Annotated in this window: 15 protein-coding genes; all 15 read left to right on the top strand. The window is 37.1% G+C overall.

The features are described 5' to 3' along the window. The first annotated feature begins 184 nt into the window (after nucleotides 1–184). Nucleotides 185–1,465 carry a nucleotide sugar dehydrogenase gene (locus R2Q70_RS21685; protein WP_316809649.1) on the top strand — a complete coding sequence of 427 codons (1,281 nt, stop codon included), beginning with the start codon at nucleotides 185–187 and terminating at the stop codon, nucleotides 1,463–1,465. 399 nt (nucleotides 1,466–1,864) lie between these two features. Next, nucleotides 1,865–3,001, top strand: coding sequence for a GDP-mannose 4,6-dehydratase (gene gmd / locus R2Q70_RS21680; RefSeq protein WP_316809648.1), 1,137 nt, complete (start codon nucleotides 1,865–1,867; stop codon nucleotides 2,999–3,001). Between the two features lie 57 nt (nucleotides 3,002–3,058). Then, nucleotides 3,059–3,787, top strand: a complete 729-nt coding sequence (locus R2Q70_RS21675; RefSeq protein WP_316809647.1) for a tyrosine-protein phosphatase — start codon at nucleotides 3,059–3,061, stop codon at nucleotides 3,785–3,787. Between the two features lie 172 nt (nucleotides 3,788–3,959). Then, nucleotides 3,960–6,473 carry an SLBB domain-containing protein gene (locus R2Q70_RS21670; RefSeq protein ID WP_316809646.1) on the top strand — a complete coding sequence of 838 codons (2,514 nt, stop codon included), beginning with the start codon at nucleotides 3,960–3,962 and terminating at the stop codon, nucleotides 6,471–6,473. 3 nt (nucleotides 6,474–6,476) lie between these two features. Continuing rightward, nucleotides 6,477–7,541 carry a lipopolysaccharide biosynthesis protein gene (locus R2Q70_RS21665; RefSeq protein WP_316809645.1) on the top strand — a complete coding sequence of 355 codons (1,065 nt, stop codon included), beginning with the start codon at nucleotides 6,477–6,479 and terminating at the stop codon, nucleotides 7,539–7,541. A gap of 3 nt (nucleotides 7,542–7,544) precedes the next feature. Continuing rightward, nucleotides 7,545–8,993, top strand: coding sequence for a flippase (locus R2Q70_RS21660; RefSeq protein WP_316809644.1), 1,449 nt, complete (start codon nucleotides 7,545–7,547; stop codon nucleotides 8,991–8,993). Nucleotide 8,994: 1 nt separating this feature from the next. Continuing rightward, nucleotides 8,995–9,813 (top strand): DUF5672 family protein, encoded by an 819-nt coding sequence (locus tag R2Q70_RS21655; RefSeq protein ID WP_316809643.1) that lies wholly within the window; start codon nucleotides 8,995–8,997, stop codon nucleotides 9,811–9,813. 30 nt (nucleotides 9,814–9,843) lie between these two features. Next, nucleotides 9,844–10,821, top strand: coding sequence for a glycosyltransferase (locus tag R2Q70_RS21650; protein ID WP_316809642.1), 978 nt, complete (start codon nucleotides 9,844–9,846; stop codon nucleotides 10,819–10,821). Continuing rightward, complete coding sequence (locus tag R2Q70_RS21645) at nucleotides 10,818–11,756, top strand: glycosyltransferase family A protein (RefSeq protein ID WP_316809641.1); 939 nt, start codon at nucleotides 10,818–10,820, stop codon at nucleotides 11,754–11,756. The genes R2Q70_RS21650 and R2Q70_RS21645 overlap by 4 nt, the downstream gene beginning before the upstream one ends. Then, entirely contained in the window at nucleotides 11,757–13,058 is a 1,302-nt protein-coding gene (locus tag R2Q70_RS21640; RefSeq protein ID WP_316809640.1) for an O-antigen polymerase, read from the top strand. 31 nt (nucleotides 13,059–13,089) lie between these two features. Then, complete coding sequence (locus tag R2Q70_RS21635) at nucleotides 13,090–14,046, top strand: glycosyltransferase family 2 protein (protein ID WP_316809639.1); 957 nt, start codon at nucleotides 13,090–13,092, stop codon at nucleotides 14,044–14,046. Next, nucleotides 14,043–15,086: a glycosyltransferase family 1 protein gene (locus R2Q70_RS21630; protein ID WP_316809638.1), complete on the top strand. Its 1,044-nt coding sequence runs from the start codon at nucleotides 14,043–14,045 to the stop codon at nucleotides 15,084–15,086. The genes R2Q70_RS21635 and R2Q70_RS21630 overlap by 4 nt, the downstream gene beginning before the upstream one ends. Continuing rightward, nucleotides 15,083–15,832 carry a glycosyltransferase family 2 protein gene (locus R2Q70_RS21625; RefSeq protein ID WP_316809637.1) on the top strand — a complete coding sequence of 250 codons (750 nt, stop codon included), beginning with the start codon at nucleotides 15,083–15,085 and terminating at the stop codon, nucleotides 15,830–15,832. Before R2Q70_RS21630 ends, R2Q70_RS21625 begins: the two co-directional genes overlap by 4 nt. Then, nucleotides 15,829–16,713 (top strand): NAD-dependent epimerase/dehydratase family protein, encoded by an 885-nt coding sequence (locus R2Q70_RS21620; RefSeq protein WP_316809636.1) that lies wholly within the window; start codon nucleotides 15,829–15,831, stop codon nucleotides 16,711–16,713. Before R2Q70_RS21625 ends, R2Q70_RS21620 begins: the two co-directional genes overlap by 4 nt. Further along, complete coding sequence (locus R2Q70_RS21615) at nucleotides 16,710–17,693, top strand: UDP-GlcNAc--UDP-phosphate GlcNAc-1-phosphate transferase (RefSeq protein ID WP_316809635.1); 984 nt, start codon at nucleotides 16,710–16,712, stop codon at nucleotides 17,691–17,693. Before R2Q70_RS21620 ends, R2Q70_RS21615 begins: the two co-directional genes overlap by 4 nt. The last annotated feature ends 49 nt before the right edge of the window (nucleotides 17,694–17,742 follow it).

Below are 17,742 nucleotides of genomic sequence, written 5' to 3'. Positions count from 1 at the left end.
ATCTCCTTTAGCATAGAAGTGTTTGTCGCTTATTTAAATTAAAGATCTGGTCATAAAGGATTTTGATTTATTTTGTCTGATTTCGAAAGCATTGTAACAGCTATCTGCAGCGGGAACTGAGATCTATTATCTCTTAATTGATCGTGTTAAATTTCTATATATTTGCCATCCATAGCATATGATCATGAGTGAATATAAGGAGATAGCAGTTATCGGTTTAGGATATGTTGGCCTGCCCTTGGCCATAGAATTTGCGAAAAAATACAAAGTAACCGGTTATGATATAAACCGGCTTCGGGTAGAAGCGTTAAACGATTTGCTAGACGGTACCCATGAGGCCAATATCGATGACCTTGAACTCGTGCTCCAGGCTAAAAATAATACTGGCTTAAAACTAAGTGCTGATCTGAGTGATATCAAAAATGCGAAAATCTACATCGTAACGGTTCCGACACCCATTGATCATTTAAAACGGCCTGATCTTCAACCTTTGCTTTCAGCCAGTAAAATGTTAGGCCAGGTTTTGAAAAAAGGCGATGTTGTAATATATGAGTCAACAGTCTATCCTGGTTGTACGGAAGAAGATTGCGTTCCTGTTCTTGAACAATATTCCGGATTAAAATTTAATGTTGATTTTTTCTGTGGTTACTCTCCGGAGCGAATTAATCCGGGGGATAAAGTCAATACCCTAACTAAAATTAAGAAAGTGACATCGGGTTCTAACCCGCAAATCTCACTGGAAATCGATCGCTTGTATGCTTCAATTATTACCGCAGGTACACATTTGGCGCCAAGCATTAGGGTTGCAGAAGCCTCAAAAGCGATTGAAAATGCCCAACGAGATGTGAATATCTCTTTTGTGAACGAGCTGGCTTTAATTTTCGACAAAATGGGTATCGATACTTCAGATGTTTTGGCTGCCGCCTCAACCAAATGGAATTTTCTCAACTACAAACCTGGATTAGTGGGTGGACATTGTATCGGGGTTGATCCTTATTATTTGGCGCATAAATCTGAAGCCTTAGGTTATAAACCAGAGGTAATCCTTTCAGGTAGACGGGTGAATGATAATATGGGTATGTTTGTGGCCAATAAAGTCATCAAAATGATCGTAGCTAAAAGCAGTATTCTAAATGGGGCAAAAGTGTTGATTTTAGGCTTCGCTTTTAAGGAAAACTGTCCGGATACCCGAAATACCAGGGTTGTAGATATCATTGATGAACTAAAGGCTTTTAACATTGAGGTAGATGTTCATGATCCCTGGGCCGATCGCCATCAGGTTAAGCAGGACTATGGTATTGATCTTATTGGAACAGAAGAATTTTCCCACTACCATGCTGTGATATTGGCGGTTGCTCATCAGAAATTTTTAGCAATCGATTTTCACAGATTTAGAAAACAAGGCGCTATTATTTTTGATACGAAATCGTTCATCAGCCGCGATTTGGTAGATGCCAGACTTTAAATGCCTGTAAGCATAATTAACTTACATGGATTGGAAATAAGGATGAAGATAGGAGGAATTGGTGATAACAAAATGCATGTAAATGGAGTTTAAATGCTTTAAACATTAAATCTGAAAGGGTATAAAAAAATAGAATTATTCCAAACAAAATGAATTGTTATTTGTTTAATCAATTAGTTTATCCTTATCGTCATGATCACCCATATTGAAATTCTCAGTATAATTGCTGTAGTATTATCAAACCTTATCGCTTACTTATCTCTTAGACAAGTAAAAGCGAAAGAAAAACGCGAAGATTTAAAGCGCCTTAATCAGCATAAGATGTTTGTTTAATCTTAAGTCTTTTGTTTATCAAATAAATTATTCTGTATGTTTGCAAATCAAATTCTAGTATAGTTTATGAAAGTTGCTTTGATTACGGGTGTGACCGGACAGGATGGTGCATATCTGGCAGAATTTTTATTAAAAAAGGGATATTTTGTTCATGGATTAAAGCGTCGTGCGTCCTCATTTAATACAGATCGGATTGATCATCTTTATCAAGATCAACATGAAAGCAATGTTAAATTTAAGCTGCATTACGGTGATTTAACAGATTCAACAAACTTAATTAGAATTATCCAGGAGGTGCAGCCAGATGAAATTTACAACCTAGCAGCAATGAGCCATGTGCAGGTAAGTTTCGAAATGCCGGAGTATACTGCAAATGCCGACGGAATAGGTACATTAAGACTTTTAGAAGCGGTTAGAATATTGGGCTTGTCGCAAAAAACGAAAGTTTATCAAGCATCTACCTCAGAATTATATGGTTTGGTTCAGGCCGTGCCACAAAGTGAAACTACACCTTTCTACCCCCGTTCGCCATATGCTGCAGCTAAAATGTATGCCTATTGGATTACAGTAAACTACCGCGAGGCCTACAATATGTTTGCCTGTAATGGTATACTTTTTAATCACGAAAGTCCTTTACGTGGAGAAACGTTTGTCACCAGAAAAATTACACGGGCAGCCACAAAAATCGCGTTGGGCTTACAAAGTTGTCTTTATTTAGGTAACCTCTCTGCACAGCGAGACTGGGGTCATGCAAAAGATTATATCGAGGCAATGTGGTTGATTTTGCAACAAGAAAAACCGGAAGATTTTGTCATCGCAACAGGAATTACGACAACAGTACGTGATTTTGTTAGAATGAGTTTCGCAGAATTAGGCATAGAAATAGAGTTTAGTGGTAAAGATCAAAATGAGAAAGGGGTTATCATTGATGTTGATCAGGATATTGTTTCACGGTTAGACTTGAAAATGGAAAACCTTAAACCAGGCCAAACCGTGGTTAGAGTTGATGAAAAATACTTCAGGCCGACTGAAGTTGATTTGTTACTGGGAGATCCTACTAAATCTAAAACGCAGTTGGGATGGGAACCTAAATATGATCTGCCATTGTTGGTTAAAGACATGGTCTTATCTGATTTAAACCTGATGAAAAAGGATGAGTATTTAAAACAAGGTGGTTACAAAACGTTGAACTATTTTGAGTAATTCAGCGTTATTCAAATTTTAAATGTGTATCACGAACATTTCTAACCGCTAACATTGATGTTTAATTTTTTTAAAAAAAGTAATAAAATCACAGATATCTCCTGGTTAGGGATTGATATGCATTCGCATATTCTACCAGGGATTGATGATGGCTCGCCTGATATCGCCACCAGTCTAAGATTTGTGAAGTCATTAGCAGCGCTGGGCTTCAATCACTCTATTGCCACGCCACATATCTATAAAGAACTTTATCCTAACAATTTTGAAAGCATTTCTGATGCAAGACAATCACTGCAATCTGCTATTGATGATGCCGCAATATCTTTCAAGTTAGAGTCGGCAGGAGAATATATGGTTGACCAGGATTTTAATCTGGATTCAAAACTGTGCTCACTTCAGGATAAATTCCTCTTAATTGAGATGTCGTATTTAAATGAAAGTCCTAATATTGTTCAACAGATTTTTAACGTTGAGATTAAGGGCTATAAACCAATTTTAGCTCATCCTGAACGATACATATTTTATTTTAAAGATCAATCAAGGCTAAAACTTTTCAAAGAAAAAGGTTGCTTGTTCCAGCTGAATTTGCTTTCTATCGTCGGATACTATGGAAAGGAAGTTAAACAACTAGCTGAATACTTGCTTAAAGAAAAGATGTATGATTTAGCTGGAACAGATTTGCATCATGATAAACACCTGAGTACATTACAAAATGCAGTTGAATCCGGCAAACTTTATGAGCTAATTGGTTCTTATCCATTCAAAAATAAAGAACTATTTGTTTAAGTCGATTCCCATGTTTTGTTTAGCAACAGATTATTAAATCTTAAATGCTAATCTAAGCTGTTCACCTGTCCAATGAAATAATTTCGTATTTTAGCAGTTTATACGAGCAAAATAATGAATGATTTGTCGCTTTGATCTGCCAATTGGCGCAATTTTCATAAACTACCTACACATGAAGTTTAAAAATCTACTTAAGATAACGCTGTTTTTTTTCATTTTAATCATCACCGCTGCTTCTCTACACGCTCAAACCAATTATGCCGATGTAAAGGTTGATGAATTGAGCGATGCAAAAATAAGGGAATTGATGCAACGGGCTGAATCGATTGGTTATAACGATGCACAGTTGGAACAATTGGCACTGGCACAGGGGATGAAGCAGTCTGAAATTGAAAAACTGAGGGTTAGGGTCGAGAAAATCAGGAAACAGGATGGCATAGAGAATAACAATTCCGGATCTGAACCAACCTTAACGAAGCCGTTTACTGATATTAACCGCTCAAGGGTAAATAATTCACAGAGTAAAATTGATTCATTAAAAAGGATTAACTCCGTACTATCTACTAAGGCATTGGCCAACACCATTACCCCAAGTAAGCTAAAGGTGTTTGGAGAAGAACTTTTTGGGTTAAGTACTCAAACTTTTGAGCCAAATTTAAGAATGGCTACTCCTAAAAGTTATATCGTGGGCCCAGATGATGAATTATTAATCGATATTACTGGCGACAATGAAGTAAGCTACAAGTCGAAAGTTAGTCCTGATGGCACTATCAGGATACAATATGTTGGTCTAATTTCTGTAGCGGGTTTAAGCATTGATCAAGCAACTTCGAAAATTAAATCATCGCTATCTTCCACATATCCGGCTTTAAGATCAGGAAGAACTTCAGTTTCTGTTACGCTTGGTAACATCAGAAGTATTACAGTTACAGTTGTTGGCGAAGCGGTAAAACCGGGTTCATATACGGTATCTTCACTTTCTTCTTTATTTAATGTATTGAGTACGGCAGGTGGGCCAAATACCAATGGTACTTACCGCAACATTCAAATAATCCGCGGAAATAAAGTGGTCAACACAGTAGATGTGTATGATTTTCTTTTAAATGGTATTCAAAAAGGCAACATCAGACTTCAAGACCAGGACGTAGTAAATATTCCTGTGTATAAAACCAGAATTGAATTATCCGGAGAAGTAAAACGGCCTGCTTTTTTTGAAATTAAAGATTCGGAAACCCTTGCTGATGCATTGCGGTTTGCCGGTGGGTTTTCAAGTGATGCCTATTCAGCGCAAATCAAAGTATTACAAAACACGAGCCGTGAGCGTAAAATCACTGATATTCCCAATGCTGAATTTTCAACCTACCAACCTAAAAATGGCGACAGCTTTGTAGTAGAGAAAATTCTTGACCGTTTTGCTAATCGTGTAGAAATTTCTGGCGCAGTTTTTCGTCCGGGGCAATATGAACTTAACGAGCAGCTTACGCTAAAAAGCTTAATTTTAAAGGCCGATGGTATAAAGGAAGATGCTTTTTTAAATCGAGGGTATATTACGCGTTTAAATGCGGATAACAGCCTTGCCTTACTTTCATTTGATTTGGGCAAAATTTTGGCAGGTACTGAAGCTGATATTAAGTTGCAACGTGAAGATCGGGTGGTAATCAAATCCATATTTGAACTGCGGGAAGAGTTTAGGGTAACCATTCAGGGAGAAGTAAGACAGCCAGGCACTTTTGAGTATGCTGATGGGATGAGTTTAGAATCATTGATCCAACTTTCTGGAGGCTTTAAAGAAGGCGCAACACCCAACCGCATCGAAATTTCGAGGAGAATAAAAAACAGTGATGCTACCTCAGCATCTGCACAAACAGCCGAAGTTTTTACGGTGAATGTAGATCCGGATCTTAAAATACAACAAGGTGGCTTCACCTTAAAGCCTTTTGATATCGTTTCCATCCGGGGATCAGAAAGTTATCACGTTCAGCGCCAGATTAGAATTGAAGGTGAAGTTTTATACCCGGGAGTATATACGATCACCAAAAAGGACGAACGTATTTCTGATATCATTAAAAGAGCTGGAGGGTTAAGCCCGTTGGCTTATCCTGATGGTGCCTCTTTACGCAGAAATGGACGAGATTTAAGGTTGGACAGTCTGGAAACATTAAGGGAAGATCGTGAAAAGCTTCTAAATCTTCAACGTTTAAAACAATCGGGTGCCCGTGATACGACAAGTCTCGACAAAGACCTTCAAATATTAAGAAGCGACCTGGTGGGTATTGATCTTAAGAAAATTTTAGCTAAGCCACAATCCAGGTATGATTTAATTGTAGAAAATGAGGACGTGATCAGGGTGCCAAAAGAGCTTCAAACCATTCGGGTAACCGGAGAAGTTCTAAAACCAAATAGCATCGTTTACACCAAAGGCAAAAGTTTCGTTGCCTATATTAGTGGTTCGGGTGGATTTAGTTATAACGCTTATAAGAAAGGTGCATTTATAGTTTATTCTAATGGATCAGTAGCCGCAAACCGAAAATTTTTATTCTTTAATAATTTTCCTCAGGTAAAGCCAGGATCGGAAATATTTGTTCCTAAACGGGCAGAACGTGAAAAATTGAATGCTACTGCATTTATTGGGATATCAACAGCTGTCGCTTCACTGGCGGCTATTATTGTTACTTTGTTACGGTAAGTTATGTCTGATACAATTAGCAGAGAAATTACATTAAAGGAATTAGCCATTAAAGTTACTGAATGGTTATCTTACCTAAAGTCTAAATGGTTAATCATCCTGATCGGTTGCGTATTGGGTGTAGCTTTAGGCTACTTATATGCATCCTATAAAAAGCCTAAATATGTTGCGGTGAGTACCTTCGCATTAGAGGATGCAAATAGTGGAAGTGGCTTAGGCCAGATGGCTGGATTAGCATCAATGGTAGGTATTGATATTGGAGGCGGAGGTAATGGCGGCGTATTTCAAGGCGATAATTTAATCGAACTTTATAAATCTCGAACGATGATTCAGCAAACTTTATTAACGGAGGTTGCTATTAATCATAAAAAACAACTGCTTATTGACCGTTACGTTGATTTTAATGGATTAAGAGACAAATGGGCAACGCACCCTATTTTAAAAAATATCGACTTCAAAGTATATAAGGATGATCGCTTAATTCGTGCTCAGGATAGTGTACTCGGTGAAGTGGTGAAAGAAATTAGCAGAAGCAACCTGGTTGTAACTAAACCCGATAAAAAACTTAGCATTTTAAAAGTTCAGGTAACCTCAAAAGATGAAGCATTCTCTAAAGCATTCAATGATGAGATGGTTAAGAAAGTAAATGAGTTTTATTTGCTTACCAAAACAAAAAAGTCGGTTCAAAATGTAGAAATTTTGCAACATCAAACCGATTCTGTTAAAAGAGAATTAAATGGTGCACTTGCTGGCATGGCCAAACTAACTGACGCCAATCCAAATGCTAACCCTGCCCGTCAAATACTAAAAGTACCATCGCAAAGACGACAAGTGGACGCACAGGCGAATACAGCTATTCTTACAGAGCTGGTTAAAAATCTGGAAATGTCAAAAGTTTCGCAGCGAAAAGAGATGCCACTTATCCAGATGATCGATTCGCCTATTTTGCCTTTGAACAAAGTAGTCACTACTAAAACGCAGGGGATGGTTGCAGGATTTTTTCTGGCAGGCTTTTTAATGTCAATTTTTTTGCTGGTGAGAAGAGGCTTTTTATCCATGATTAGATAAAGCATGTCCACACTCAGGAAAAATATTGCTTTTAATACATTACTGTCTGTTTCTCAAATATTATTTCCACTTGTTACCTTTCCCTACGCTTCGCGGGTTTTGGGGCCTGAAGGTATGGGAACGGTTAGTTTTGCCGATAATTTCATCACCTATTTTCTGATTTTTTCTGCATTGGGAATCCCGCTATACGGTGTTCGGGAAATTGCAAAAGTAAAAGATGACCATATTGCCTTGGGTAAGGTTTTTTCCGAACTGATTTTAATACACCTCATCACTTCAATTTTATCTGTAGGCATTTTGCTGGTAATTAGTTTTTCCAGTGCCAGACTACTCAACAATTTTGGGTTATACCAAATTGGGATGGGCATTTTGTTAGGGAATGTATTTATTGTTGAATGGTTTTTTCAAGGTATAGGAAAGTTTAAATATATCGCCCTAAGAACGGTGTTGATCAGGCTTTTTACCATTGCCCTGCTGTTTTTTCTGGTTCATTCTCCAGCCGATAAAAACGTATACTATGCTTTAAATCTTATTGCAACCATTATCGCTGCCTTGGCCAATATGTATGCCGTTAGCAAGCTAATTGGCATTTCATTTAATAATTTATCACTTAGAAAACACCTCAAGCCACTTTTCATCATCTTTTCTAATAGTATTATTACTACCATTTATTTGGTTTTTGATACCATTATTTTAGGTTTTTTAACAAATGATGTACATGTGGGTTATTATGCTGCATCCATGCGGATTAGTAAAATTTCACTTGCCGTAATCGGTGTATTATCTGCCGTTTTATTGCCAAGATTAACTGTTGCTTTCAGGGATAAAAACTGGGATGAGGCAAAATCGCTATTGCTTAAATCAATGAGTTTTGTTGTTTTTCTAAGCATTCCTATCGCCATTGGTACATTGTGCCTGTCCACAGAAATCATTACCCTTTTCGCCGGAGCGAAATATTTGCCTGCGGTTACCTCACTGCAGATTCTGTGTTTTATTGTTTGTTTTGTAGGTATGGCACAGGTGTTCGCCCATCAGATTTTACTTCCGCTGCATCAGGAAAGGAAAATATTATATGCTTCACTTTTTGGTGTGGTAGTAAGTTTGGGCTTAAACTTTATGCTTATCCCTACTTTAAAACAAAATGGTGCTGCAATCAGTTCATTAGCTACTGAAGCAAGTGTTACGTTGGTCTTATTTTATTTCTCTTTTAAGTTGTTCAAATTAACATTTCCCGTACTTCAACTGGTACAGGCAGTGCTAAGCTCCCTGCTATTTTTTATAGTTAAATTCCTGGTGTTAAAATTGGTTGAAATTCCGGTGCTTGTTATCCTTCTAACTGTGGTGATTTCTGGTGTGGTTTATGCCTTAATGCAATTATTCGTATGGAGAAATAAAACAATTATTGAGGCATTAAGTGGATTTGGTCCGTTAAAGTTCCTGCAAAAAGTATAGTATGAAAGTTTGTATAGTCATTCCGATATATTCCGATGTAATCAGCTCTTTTGAGCAAGTTGCAATGGATCAATGCTTTCGCATTCTTGGAAGTCACCCCATTTATTTCGTGCTACCTAAAGGTTTAGAAAACTTCATATCAAAGCATCCATATGTTATTAGTGGACAAGCAAAGTATAAAACTTTTGATGATCAGTTTTTTACTGATATTATGGCGTATAACAGGTTGATGAAGTATACTGGTTTTTACCAAAGCTTTATTCATTACGATTTTATGCTCATCCATCAGTTAGATGCTTTTGTATTTAAAGATGAACTGCTTTATTGGTGTAGGCAGGGATACGATACCATAGGTGCGCCTCTTTTTGAGGGGCATACCGATGCAAGTGCTCAAAGTGTAATGGTAAGTCAGGGCAACGGCGGGTTTTGCTTAAGGAATGTTCCTAAATGCTATGATATTGTGAATAAATTTAAAAAATTGAAGTATACCCGAACTTTTGAAGATGCCAACCGACCATTTTACATTAATTTCTATCGATACATTAAACATCAGGTAATCTTCACTTATTCTGGCTACCCATATCAACCAATTATTAATGAAGATTTGTTTTGGGCAGAAGTTATTCCCGATAATTTTCCAGACTTTAAAGTTCCTAGACCCACAGAAGCCTTAAAGTTTAGTTTTGAAGTAAATCCAGAAATTTTATATCAATTGAATAATGAGCAGTTGCCATTTGGATGCCATGCCTGGTGGAAATACAACTTAAATTTTTGGCTTCCTCACATAAATAATTTTGGCTACGATATAAAGGTTGGTTAAATTTTATAAAATTGTGCACATTTGTAATCTATGGGAGTAAAACTTCGCTTACTGCAATCTAAAGATGAAGAATATTTTCTTGATTGTATTGATGAACTTTACGCTACAATAGAAGATAACAGCGGTGGTTTTGAAACCCAACGCGTATTCATTAAACATTCGCGTTTTAAATCTTTCCTGGTTCGGAAACTAACTGGCATTCCTGCGTTATTTAAGTTAAGGCCAAAGCTTAAAAATCTTGGTGGGGTTAATTTCGTTTCGATGATTAGTGGTGACTTTAGGTTTCTTATTCCCCATGCCTTTACCTCAAGGTTAAATTTTATATACATGTATGATGTTTGGCCGAGGTTTCATCGCTGGATATTTCCTTTGCTCGATTTTTTTAATATTAAATGTATTTTTTTTTCCTCCAAACAGGTTTACGAAATATTTACTGAACAATACAAACACATTAAATGTAAAGCGCTATGGATCCCAGAGGCGCTTCAAATCGATGATTATAAATTTAATGCTTACCACGACAGAAATATTGATGTGCTCGAGTTCGGCAGGATGTATGATGAATATCATGAACTGATAAAGGGTGCATTGGCAGATCAAGGTAAAAATCATATTTTTCGTACACCGGATAAATATTTTCTGTTTGCAGACAAGCCTGCTTTTACCCAGGCGCTGGCTTCTTCAAAAATTGTAATTTGTGTGCCATCCAACATTACCAATCCTGAACGCTCTGAATACATTTCTTCCATGACTTTAAGATACCTTCAAGCTATGGCTTCTAAATGTTTAATTGTAGGCTTATTGCCTACAGATATGGAAGAATTATTTGGCTATAATCCAATTGTTGCTATTGATATGCCAAGGGCTGCTACACAAATTCTTGAAATTTTAGAAAACTATGAGCAATATCAACCTCTCATTGAAAAAAACTATCAGGCGGTAATTGCAAATCATCAATGGAAAAACCGCTGGATAATCATGAAGCAGAAAATTGAAGAAATGATATGAGCGGATTGGTAAGCATCATTATACCATCTTTTAATTACGGGCATCTGATTAATGAAACTTTGCAAAGTGTGATCAAGCAAACGTACCGAAATTGGGAATGTATTATTGTTGATGATGGCTCAACGGATAATACTGCAGAAGTGGTTAATCAATTCATTAAGGAAAACCCTCAATATCAGTTTAAATATCATCATGTTAAAAATGGGGGTACTTCAGCAGCAAAGAACACAGGAATCGAATTAGCCAGCGGAGAATATGTTCAATTTTTAGATGCAGATGATCTGTTAAGTGAGGATAAACTGGCTGTTCAAATGCATATCGCAGAAAAAATGGAAGCAGATCTTGTTTTTTCAAAATCGATATTTTTTAGTGGCACTTTTCCTTCGGTACAGTATGTAGAAAAATATCCCAACAATTTTTTGGCAGAGGAAAGCTTAAATGGTCATCAATTATGGCAGCGCTTAATCCAAAATAATATCCTAACTATTAGCAGTCCTATTGTTAAAAGAGCATTGCTTGTTCGGGCTGGAATGTTTAATCCGGAACTGCAAAATAACGAAGATTGGTTATTGTGGTTTAATGTTGCCATGTTAAGCCCCAATTTTTTATATGATAAAGATGAACGATCTTTCGTTTTGATCCGCGTGCACCAAACCAGTGCAATGGCTAATCATCAAAAAATGTTTGAGGGCGAGGTGGTGGTTCGTCAATACATGGATCTGGCACTTAATCAATCGGATGTGGCTGATCAGCCCGTAGATTTGAAAGCGTTAAACCTGAATCTTTTGGCGCTTCATCAAATCAGATCACTTAATGCATTTACCGGGTTAAGTTATATTTTAAGTAAATTTGTAAAAAATCCGGTTAAAGCTTCGCCATTATTGGGCAAGGGTATATTTAGGCTGGGTACCCGCTTATATAAAAGTGTTCGGTAAATGATTAATAAACCTTATGTTCTCATACTGATAGTTGGCGCATTGCTCTTTTTAGATGCCTTCCTGGTTTACCGATACCTTTCCTGGGGAAGTACAATGGATGAGATTTTGCCTTTTACAGGATTTCTGCTACTGGCTGAAACCATCACAGTTTTTTCAATCATTCGCTTCAACCAGATTATCAATCCATTTACGCTCTATAGTTTATTCATTTATATTGCAGGGTTTTCATTTTTAATCATTTCTGACAGGCAAATTGATTACGATTATCATTACATCCTGATCATGGTGCTGAGTATTGCTTTCTTCATTGCAGGAGGCTTGGTGGCGATGAAAACATTTACCTTCAGTTTTAAAAGTTACATCCCACCGTTGAGCCAACGGTTGAGTTTGGCTTTTTTACTTCTGGTTTTTGTTGCCGGAATCGGCGTTTTTATTTTAGAGGTTGGGCAACTTGGCTATCTTCCTGTTTTTAACCTGGCCAATGCCGAAGTTTATCAAGAACTTAACGAAAATGAAGTAACGCCCCTACACAATTTTATCATTGTCAATTCGGTTTTGCCGGCCATGTTTTACATTCTGTTTAAAAGAAAAACGCTTCGGTTCTGGCAATTCTTGTTACTCACTGCGGTTTGTGGCTTTATCATCCTAAATTTTTTTAGCAGACAAATCATTGTATTGTTTTTCTTTTCTATGCTTATTGCCTATAGCTATTATAAAACCATTCCATTGCTTAAGTTTTTTTCCATTGGCGTTGTGTGTACGGTTATTTTTATTGTTCTAGGTCAATTAAGGGGAGGCTCATCTGAAGAATCTAACTCCATGTCGGTTAATGACTTTTTAAGAGATTACGGTGATATCACCAAACCAACCAATATCATCGAAACCTACCTTTCGCTATATGGCGCCGTTAACCTAACATCAGGTAATGGTATTGTGAGTGATGCTTTGCGAGACAATTATGTATCGTATGGATTATATAGTGCAAGACCAGTGTTAACGATTATACCGGTTGATAAAAATGCGATTTATCCTCCTTTGTACAGCTCTTACACAAAACTTGGCACCTATCTTGTAGACCCATTTTTAGATTTTAGGTGGATTGGGGTTATTGGATTGAATTTTATGTACGGTTTGTTTGCGATGAATTCTTTCAAAAATTACCTGGCAAAAAATGGTGAATATTACATTGTGGAGTGGTCGCTGTTTATCTTTTGTATTTTCATGTGTGCCTTTACCAATTTCTTCCACATGTTTTTTGTCGCCTTCTTTTTTATCATTAATCGCATCGCCATAAAGTAATATGCAGGAGCAAGTAGTTTTAACCATTTTAATGGCAACATATAATGGTGCAGCGTATTTGGAAAGACAAATAAATAGCATAATCGGGCAGAGCTATCCATATTGGGAATTGATCATCAGAGATGATGGATCAACTGATGGGACACTTAAAATGATTCAGGATTTTTGTAGCCGAGATGCTCGCATCACGTTAATTCACTACGGCAACATCCACGGTTCGGCTTGTCGCAATTTTTCACAGCTTTTTGATTGGGCTTTTGAAAATAATAAAGATTATGTTTTGTTTGCCGATCAAGACGACATATGGCTGGAAAAAAAGCTGGAACGGTCTTATGAGGTGATGGTGGAAAAGGAAAAAATATTCGGCGCTAAAATGCCGTTGCTTTTATATTCTAATTTAAGCTTCATTGATGCCAATGATCAACCCATCAAAATAAATTTGCCTTTGCCTGCAACTTTAAATTTGCCTTTGCTAATCAATGAGAATTACGCCTGGGGCTGCACCATAATGCTCAACCCGGCTGCTGTGCAACAAGTGAAGCACATTCCGGTATCATCTGTAAACCACGATTATTATATAGCTCTGGTCATTTCCGCCTTTGGCAAAAATATTTTGCTTAATGAAAACCTGATATTATATCGGCAGCATCAAAACAACGTCAGTGGCAACGTAAACAAAATGACTTTTGCCAGTCGGTTTAACCGATATTTTAAGCAAAGCGATGCAATGCTCAAACCATTGACAGACAACTATAATTTAGTAAATTCTTTCTTTTGTCGATACAAAAAAGCACTTAATCAACAGCAGTATCATATGATTAATGATTTTTTGGAGAGTTATCGGCGTGGGTTTTTAGCGCTGGTTAGCAAAATGATTCAGCACAAAATTTTTAAAATTGGCCTCGGGAAAAACCTGATCTATTTTTATACCTTATATTTGTTGAGAAGCCGTGTGGTAGAAAGTTTTAATGAAGGGAAGGCGGAATGAAAATCCATTATGATAATATTATTTACAGTCTGCAAAATGCCGGAGGAATCTCTTCTTACTGGACATCACTGATCTCCCGATTTTTAAGAGATAATTTCGATATTAGTTTTACGGAATATACCAATCAAAATATTTCGAGGCTGGAGTTGAATATTCCATCAGAAAAATTGATTGTACAGCGTAAGAAGCTTGTTTTAGTGGAGCGATTTAAAAAGCTTTTTCCCAAAAATCATCATGAGCCTTTTATTTTTCACTCCAGCTACAACCGCTCCACCAACCACCCCCAGGCAAAATCTGTAGTCACGATTCATGATTTTGTGCATGAACGGTTTTATGGTGGATTAAGGAGATATTTACATTTATTACAAAAAAACAAAGCAATTGAGGCTGCCGATCAAATCATTGTAGTGTCTGAAAATACCAGGAAAGATCTGTTAAAATTCCATCCTTCCATAAAAAAAGAGCGTATTACTGTAATTTACAACGGCGTTTCTGACGCGTTTTTCCCGGTTGCAGCGCAATCTTTTGCGCAACGACCATATCTTCTGTTTATAGGCTCAAGGGCTTATTATAAAAATTTTAATTTTGCCGTTCAACTACTACAAACATTGCCAGAATTCGATTTTTACATCGTGGGGGGTGCTTTATCAAAATCAGAAGGACAGTTTCTTAACCACAAGCTCAATGGCCGATGGAAAGTCTTTACCAATATCGAAAATCAAGAATTAAACCTGCTCTATAACCAGGCTTTTGCTTTAATTTATCCTTCCGCTTACGAGGGATTTGGAATACCTTTGCTTGAAGTGATGAAAACCGGAACACCCTTTGTGGCATTAAATCGATCATCGATACCAGAGGTTGCTGGCGATGCTGGGTTATTAGTAAATGAGTTGGATATTGATGCTTTCAGGCAAGCGATTTACAGCATTTCCGGAAATGAAGCATTACTGCAGGTAAAGGGATTGGAGCAATCCAAAAAATTTTCCTGGGAACAATGTTATCAGGAAACGTTGCAGGTATATCAAGCATTAGTACCATGAAAATTTCCATTATCACAGTAGTATTTAATAATCGAAATACGGTAAAAAGCGCAATTGAATCTGTTTTAGGGCAACTTTACCCGAACATCGAGTATATTATAATAGATGGTGCATCTACCGATGGAACAATGGATATCATAAAAGAATATGGTTCTGCCATTCATCAGGTGGTTTCGGAACAGGATGCTGGGATTTATGATGCCATGAATAAAGGAATTAAATTGTGCACAGGTGATGTGATCGGCATTTTAAATTCAGATGATGTCTATGAAAATAACCAGGTTGTTTCTACGGTAATGGAAGCCTTTTCAAGTGATCGTGATTTAGCACTCGTTTACGGTGATTTGGTTTACGTGAAAAGTGACGATTTAAATCAGGTGGTTCGTAAATGGACTTCAGAAAGCTACTATCCTGATTTTTTTGAAGATGGTCATGTACCACCACATCCTTCATTGTTTATTAAAAAAGCGGTTTACCAAAAGGTTGGTCTTTTTGATTTAAACATGCGTTTGGCTGCAGATTATGAATTTATGTTGCGTTTGTTCAAACTGCATCAATTCAAAAGCAAATACATCAACCGTTTGTTTGTACGTATGCGCCTGGGTGGTGCAACCAATGTGAGTATGAAAAATATCATCAATGGAAATTTGGAGATACTCGCTGCCTGGAAACAAAATCATTTAAAGGCACCCTATTTGTTAATGCCCAAAAGAATTATTAAAAGATTAACGCAGTTTCTAAAATGAAGATAATCTTAACAGGTGCTTTTGGTTTCCTGGGAAAAGCGATTTCCAATTATTTTGCCGAATACGAACTAATAAAGTTAGGCAGATCAGCCGGTGATGTTGTTGCCGACCTTGCAATGGAAATTCCCGTACTTCCAGTTTGCGAGCTGGTTATTCATGCAGCAGGAAAGGCACATGTAGTGCCTGAAACTGAAGCAGAAAAAGCTGTATTTAACCAGGTAAATGTAACTGGTACAATGAATTTACTCGCCGGGCTCGAAAAATGTGGCTTGCCAAAATATTTTGTGTTTATCAGCTCTGTTTCCGTTTACGGTTTAGAAGAGGGTCTTCTTATCAATGAAGATTTCCCTTTATTGGCGCAAGACCCTTACGGTAAAAGCAAAATCGCTGCCGAGGAATTAATTAGGGCGTGGTGCAAGGAGAACAAGGTCATCTGCACCATCTTACGCCTGCCCTTATTAGCTGGTCAAAACCCACCCGGAAATCTTCACAGCATGATCAAGGCCATAAAAAAAGGGTATTACTTTAACATTGGTAATGGTGAAGCTCAAAGGAGTATGGTTATGGTAGATGATGTGGGAAATTTTATTGAGCAAGTTTATCTCGTTGGTGGCATTTACAACCTTACCGATGGTGAGCACCCAAGTTTCAAAGCTTTAACATTGGCTATAGAAAAGCAAATTAATAAAAGAAGTTCGCTAAGTTTGCCTTATGGTTTTGTTAAAACATTTGCTCTATTTGGTGATCTTTTTGGAGGTAATTTCCCCATCACTAGTAAAAAGCTAAGTAAAATGACTAAAACCTTGACTTTTTCCGATCAAAGAGCCAGACATCAAATTGGCTGGAACCCAAAGTCTGTAGTTGATAATCTGATTGTATGATTTATATCTCCATTGTTTTTTTTACCATCTTGCTTTTCGGAATTATGTACCTCTATCTCCAAACAGCAGATCGATATAATATCATTGATGCACCAAATGAGAGAAGCTCTCATGCGGAACATACGATTAGGGGTGGCGGAATTATATTCCCGATTGCACTTCTGCTCGAATTTGCATTTTCTGGCTATCAGTATGCCTGGTTTATCACGGGCTTGCTTTTCATCAGCGCCATCAGCTTTCTCGATGATTTGAAAAATCAGGATTTTAGGGTGCGATTTTCCATCCATTTATTAGCGGTAGCACTACTTTTTTATCAGTTAAACCTGTATGTTTTTCCATGGTATATTGTAGGCCTTGCGCTTCTGTTTGTAATAGGAGGGATCAATGCCATCAATTTTATGGACGGAATTAACGGGATAACCGGTGGTTATAGTTTGTTAACTTTGCTGTCACTCCTGTACATCAATATAAGTCATTTCCATTTTATAGATAACATGATTATCATAGCTGCCATCGCTGCGGTTTTAGTATTCAACTTTTTTAACTTCAGAAGTTTGGCAAGGTGTTTTGCAGGTGATGTGGGCAGTGTAAGCATTGCATTTATCATTTTGTTTTTTATCTTAAAACTCATCATATTTAGCAATAACCTAAATTATATTTTATTACTTCTGGTGTACGGATTAGATGTAGTGAGTACTATGTTTTTCAGAATTTTAAGGAAGGAAAATATTTTTGAGGCACATCGTACTCATTTCTACCAGTTTTTAGCAAATGAGCGAAATATTTCGCACCTACAGGTTACAGTTTATTATTGTTTGATTCAGTTGGGGGTTAACCTTTGTTTAATTTTCCTCAATATTGACAAAATATCCTATCTTGCGCTAATTTTAACCATTACAGGTACGTTTTTTGTTGCATTTCGATTAGTTGTTCAAGGTCGGAAAGAATTGGTTAAGGGTTTGCACAAAGGTAATAATTGAAAATTCGGTGTTTAGTAAGATCAATATAGTGCCCCGTTGGCTAATTTTT

The organism is Pedobacter agri, from assembly GCF_032678665.1.
Classification (GTDB): Bacteria; Bacteroidota; Bacteroidia; order Sphingobacteriales; family Sphingobacteriaceae; genus Pedobacter; species Pedobacter agri_A.
The sequence above is the reverse complement of the archived record's forward strand: the minus strand, read 5'-3'. Positions and strand labels throughout refer to the sequence as shown.

Bases quoted from the DNA above. Each gene is read 5' to 3' on its own strand.
- R2Q70_RS21620 (WP_316809636.1), top strand. From the start codon at position 15,829: ATGAAGATAATCTTAACAGGTGCTTTTGGTTTCCTGGGAAAAGCGATT.
- R2Q70_RS21650 (WP_316809642.1), top strand. From the start codon at position 9,844: ATGGGAGTAAAACTTCGCTTACTGCAATCTAAAGATGAAGAATATTTT.
- R2Q70_RS21615 (WP_316809635.1), top strand. From the start codon at position 16,710: ATGATTTATATCTCCATTGTTTTTTTTACCATCTTGCTTTTCGGAATT.
- gmd (WP_316809648.1), top strand. From the start codon at position 1,865: ATGAAAGTTGCTTTGATTACGGGTGTGACCGGACAGGATGGTGCATAT.
- R2Q70_RS21660 (WP_316809644.1), top strand. From the start codon at position 7,545: ATGTCCACACTCAGGAAAAATATTGCTTTTAATACATTACTGTCTGTT.
- R2Q70_RS21685 (WP_316809649.1), top strand. From the start codon at position 185: ATGAGTGAATATAAGGAGATAGCAGTTATCGGTTTAGGATATGTTGGC.
- R2Q70_RS21665 (WP_316809645.1), top strand. From the start codon at position 6,477: ATGTCTGATACAATTAGCAGAGAAATTACATTAAAGGAATTAGCCATT.
- R2Q70_RS21645 (WP_316809641.1), top strand. From the start codon at position 10,818: ATGAGCGGATTGGTAAGCATCATTATACCATCTTTTAATTACGGGCAT.
- R2Q70_RS21635 (WP_316809639.1), top strand. From the start codon at position 13,090: ATGGCAACATATAATGGTGCAGCGTATTTGGAAAGACAAATAAATAGC.
- R2Q70_RS21640 (WP_316809640.1), top strand. From the start codon at position 11,757: ATGATTAATAAACCTTATGTTCTCATACTGATAGTTGGCGCATTGCTC.
- R2Q70_RS21670 (WP_316809646.1), top strand. From the start codon at position 3,960: ATGAAGTTTAAAAATCTACTTAAGATAACGCTGTTTTTTTTCATTTTA.
- R2Q70_RS21655 (WP_316809643.1), top strand. From the start codon at position 8,995: ATGAAAGTTTGTATAGTCATTCCGATATATTCCGATGTAATCAGCTCT.
- R2Q70_RS21675 (WP_316809647.1), top strand. From the start codon at position 3,059: ATGTTTAATTTTTTTAAAAAAAGTAATAAAATCACAGATATCTCCTGG.
- R2Q70_RS21625 (WP_316809637.1), top strand. From the start codon at position 15,083: ATGAAAATTTCCATTATCACAGTAGTATTTAATAATCGAAATACGGTA.
- R2Q70_RS21630 (WP_316809638.1), top strand. From the start codon at position 14,043: ATGAAAATCCATTATGATAATATTATTTACAGTCTGCAAAATGCCGGA.